Annotated in this window: 4 protein-coding genes and 1 pseudogene; 3 read left to right on the top strand and 2 right to left on the bottom strand. The window is 67.9% G+C overall.

The annotated features are described in order from the left end of the window. The 3 genes from HUU94_RS05110 to pal form a co-directional block, all read left to right on the top strand. The coding region (locus HUU94_RS05110; RefSeq protein ID WP_174274024.1) for a hypothetical protein at positions 1–605 on the top strand (605 nt) is incomplete at its 5' end. After that, the gene (tolB, locus tag HUU94_RS05105; protein ID WP_174274023.1) at positions 602–1957 is read left to right on the top strand and encodes a Tol-Pal system beta propeller repeat protein TolB; all 1356 of its coding nucleotides are present in this window, start codon (positions 602–604) and stop codon (positions 1955–1957) included. The genes HUU94_RS05110 and tolB, both read left to right, overlap by 4 nt. 26 nt (positions 1958–1983) lie before the next feature. Beyond that, positions 1984–2508 (top strand): peptidoglycan-associated lipoprotein Pal, encoded by a 525-nt coding sequence (pal, locus tag HUU94_RS05100; protein WP_174274022.1) that lies wholly within the window; start codon positions 1984–1986, stop codon positions 2506–2508. A gap of 356 nt (positions 2509–2864) precedes the next feature. Here pal and HUU94_RS05095 read toward each other — a convergent pair whose 3' ends face one another. Next, positions 2865–3230 carry a hypothetical protein gene (locus HUU94_RS05095; protein ID WP_174274021.1) on the bottom strand — a complete coding sequence of 122 codons (366 nt, stop codon included), beginning with the start codon at positions 3228–3230 and terminating at the stop codon, positions 2865–2867. A gap of 176 nt (positions 3231–3406) precedes the next feature. Next, positions 3407–3781 (bottom strand): annotated as a pseudogene (locus HUU94_RS05090) (ATP-dependent zinc metalloprotease FtsH); the annotation flags it as partial.

Genomic DNA, 3781 nt, shown 5'->3' with positions numbered 1-3781 from the left:
CGCCGGCCAAGCCCGCGCCGGTGCCTCCCAAGGCGGTCGCCCCCGCGCCGACGCCCGCGCCGGTTGCGGCAAAGGCGCCGAGCAAGCCCGCCAAGCCCGCAGCGCCGCGTCTCGATTCCAGCCTGATGAAGGATTTGAGCGCCGCCGCCCGTTCCGAAAGCAAGGGCGCGACCGCGGGCAAGGGGCAGCGCACCACGGGATCGCGGATCGGCCCCGATTTCCTCAAGGGGCTGGGTGCGCCGTCGGCGGGCAAGGGTGCCACCGCGCGCGCCGCGATCACCGGTGCGGCGATGAACGGGCTCGCCGCCGCGATCAAGCGGCAGGTCCAGCCCTGCTACGAACTCGGCGCGCTCGCCGGCACGCCCGCGATGCAGATCGTCACCGTGCTGCGGCTGCGCTTCAATCGCGATGGTTCGGTCGCGGGTACGCCACAGGTCGTCGATCAGTCGGGGGTCAATGATGCGAACCGCGGCTATCGCCAGCAGATCGCCGATCTCAGCCGCCGCGCCGTCTTGCGCTGCGCACCGCTCAAGCTGCCGGCGGAATTGTACGAGGGCGGTTGGGAGGAGTTGGAGATGGGTTTCATACCGGGGCAGATGGGATGACGATGATCAAGGCCGCCGTGCTGATGCTGGCGCTCGCCACCGCGGGGATCGCGCAGACCCCCGCGCCGCCGCCCGTCGCGTCGGGCGCCGCTGCGCCGCTGCGTGTCGATATCACCGGCGGCATTTCGCAGCCGATGCCGATCGCCATCCCGGCGATGCCGACCCCGCAGCCCGCCTCCACCCCCGCCGGCAATACCGATGCGCTGGGCGCGCAGGTCGCCGATGTGATCGGCAACGATCTCAAGGGCAGCGGTCTGTTCACGCCCTTGGCCAAGGCGCAGCTCCGCCCGGTCGATTATCCGCAGGTGACCGCCCCCGATTATGCCGGCTGGCTGCCGACGGGCGCGCAAGCGCTGGTCCAGGGCTTCGTCCAGGCCAACGGCGACGGCAAGCTGACCGTCGGCTGCTACCTCTACGACGTCTTCGCCAAGACCGAGCTCGCGCGGCAGGGCTTCGTCGTGGCGCCATCGGACTGGCGCCGCGCCGCGCACAAATGCGCCGACACGATCTACACGCGGCTGACGGGCGAGGGCCCCTATTTCGACAGCCAGGTGACCTACGTTTCGGAGACCGGGCCCAAGCAGCGTCGCGTCAAGCGGCTGGCGATCATGGATCAGGACGGCGCCAACCATCGCTTCATCACCAACGGGCAGGCGCTGGTGCTCACCCCGCGCTTCGCGCCCAACCGCCAGACCGTGGTGTTCATGTCGTTCGAGAATGATCAGCCGCGCGTCTACGTCTATGACGTCGGCTCGGGGCGGAAGCGGCTGGTGGTCGATCAGCCCTACACCACCTTCGCGCCGCGCTTCTCGCCCGACGGCAGCAACATCCTGTTCTCGATGATCGTCAACGGCAATTGCGACGTCTATCGCGTGTCGTCGGGCGGCGGCGCGGCGACCCGGCTGACCACCTCGCCCGCGATCGACACCGGCGGCAGCTATTCGCCCGACGGTTCGAAGATCGTGTTCGAAAGCGATCGCTCGGGCGGGCAGCAGCTCTATGTGATGAACGCCGACGGATCGGGGCAGCACCGCATCAGCTTCGGCGGCGGACGCTACGCCACCCCCGTATGGAGCCCGCGCGGCGATCTGATCGCCTTCACGCACGTCGGCAGCCGCTTCGATATCGGCGTGATGTCGCCGGAAGGAATGGGCGAGAAACTGCTGTCCAACGGCTGGCAGGACGAGGGGCCGACATGGTCCCCCAACGGCCGCGTCATCATGTTCTTCCGCACGGGCCAGGGTTCGGGCAAATCCGATCTCTGGTCGGTGGACCTGACCGGCGTAAACGAGCATGCTGTGCCGACGCCGCTGGACGGATCGGATCCGGCGTGGGGGCCGTTGCTCCCATGATCATCTGAAGCCAAGAGGAGACGACCATGCGCAACACGACCCCCGCTTTGCTGGCGACCGCGGCGCTGCTGGCGCTCGCCGCCTGCCACAAGACGCCCAAGCCCGCCGATCTGCCCCCGCCGCCGCCCAGCCAGACGGGCGCGCCTTCCTCCGGCATGTCCTCGGGCACGGTCGGCAATGGCATGCTGCCGGGATCGCGCGCCGATTTCATCGCGCAGGCGGGCACGGATACCGTGCATTTCGCGACCGACAGTTCGGATATCGACAGCGAGGCGCAGGGCATCCTCACTTCTCAAATCGCCTGGCTGCGGAAGAACCCCGGCGTGCGCGTCACGGTCGAGGGGCATTGCGACGAGCGCGGCACCCGCGAATATAATCTCGCGCTGGGCGATCGCCGCGCCAATTCGGCGAAGAATTTCCTCGTCAACGGCGGCATCGATGCCGGCCGCGTGACGGTGATCAGCTACGGCAAGGAACGGCCCGCCGCGACCGGATCGGACGAAAGCGCCTGGGCGCAGAACCGCCGCGCGGTGACCGTGGTGCCGCAATAGTCGCGCTTAGAGCGGGATATCCACTCCTCCCTCCCGCTCATCCTGAGTAGGGATCGAGCCTGTCGAGAGCCCGTATCGAAGGACAAGCCCTGGACCCGTACTTCGATACGAGCCCTCGATACGCTCCTGCGGAGCTACTCGGTCTCACCTCAGCAGGAGCGGGTAAGGCTTAAGTCATCCGACTCTAGTGACGGCGCCTGACTGGAGCCGAATTCGAGCAGGTCTGCGCCGTTGCCCCGTTCAAGCTGAAGCGTCACCCCGGCCTTGAGCCGGGGTCCCGCTGCCTGCCAACTTTGAAGAAAAAGCGGGACCCCGGCTCAAGGCCGGGGTGACGTTCAGCTTGACAGGACAGCCCTCTAGGCCGGGCAGGGATAGCGCTTGTTCATTCCGCGCGTGACCGCCTGGGCGACGCTAAGCTGCTCGCGCTGCTGCGGCGGCACAGCCTGCATCATCGCCATGAAATCGTCCTGGCTGAGCGCGATCTTGTCGCCCTTGGCCGGGCAGGCATTGGGGCGGTGCGCCTGCGCGTGCCAGACTTCGGCGGCCGATTTCCCTTCGGCCTTGAGCACGCCGATCTCCGGCGAGAAGAGAGCCAGCGGCCCCTTGGCCTTGAGCGCGTCGATCCTGCCGAGGAATTCGGCGACGGTCATCGCCTGGGCGGCGCCGGCGAGGGCGAAGGTCGCGCAGGCGGCGAGAACGAGATGGCTGAGCTTTTGCGGCACGGGCACTCCGGCATGATGGGCGATGCACAAGCCTATGAACGTCAATGGCTTGGCGCAAGCTGAACGGCCGCCCGTTTGCGCCGGCATGAGCGACGGCCGCCGTTCGATGAACCGAAAGCCACACGCAAAGTGGCCTTCGTGGCTTTCGTGGCCTTCGTTGGAAACGATCCGAAGCGCTATGCCCCCTGCGGTGCGGGCTGGCCCCAGCCGCCGGGGCGGCGGCTTTTGGGGATCGAGGAGCCGCCGATCGCCAGCGCGCGCGGGCCACGGCGGCTGGCGTCCTCGCGGCCGATATCCTCGCCCTTGATCGCCTTCTTCGATTCCTCGCCGGTCAGCGTCTCGAACTCGAGCAGGGCGGCGGCGAGACGATGCAGCTCGTCGAGATTGTCGGTGAGCACCGATCGCGCGCGATCCTCGCCTTCCTCGACCAGGCGGCGGACCTCCTGGTCGATCATCCGCGCGGTCTCCTCGGAAACCGTCTGGCTGCGCGACACCGAATGGCCGAGGAACACCTCGTCCTGATTGTCGCGATAGCGCAGCCAGCCGAGCTT

This window comes from Sphingomonas bacterium (assembly GCF_903644055.1).
In the GTDB taxonomy this organism is placed as follows: Bacteria; Pseudomonadota; Alphaproteobacteria; order Sphingomonadales; family Sphingomonadaceae; genus Sphingomonas_I.
The sequence above is the reverse complement of the archived record's forward strand: the minus strand, read 5'-3'. Positions and strand labels throughout refer to the sequence as shown.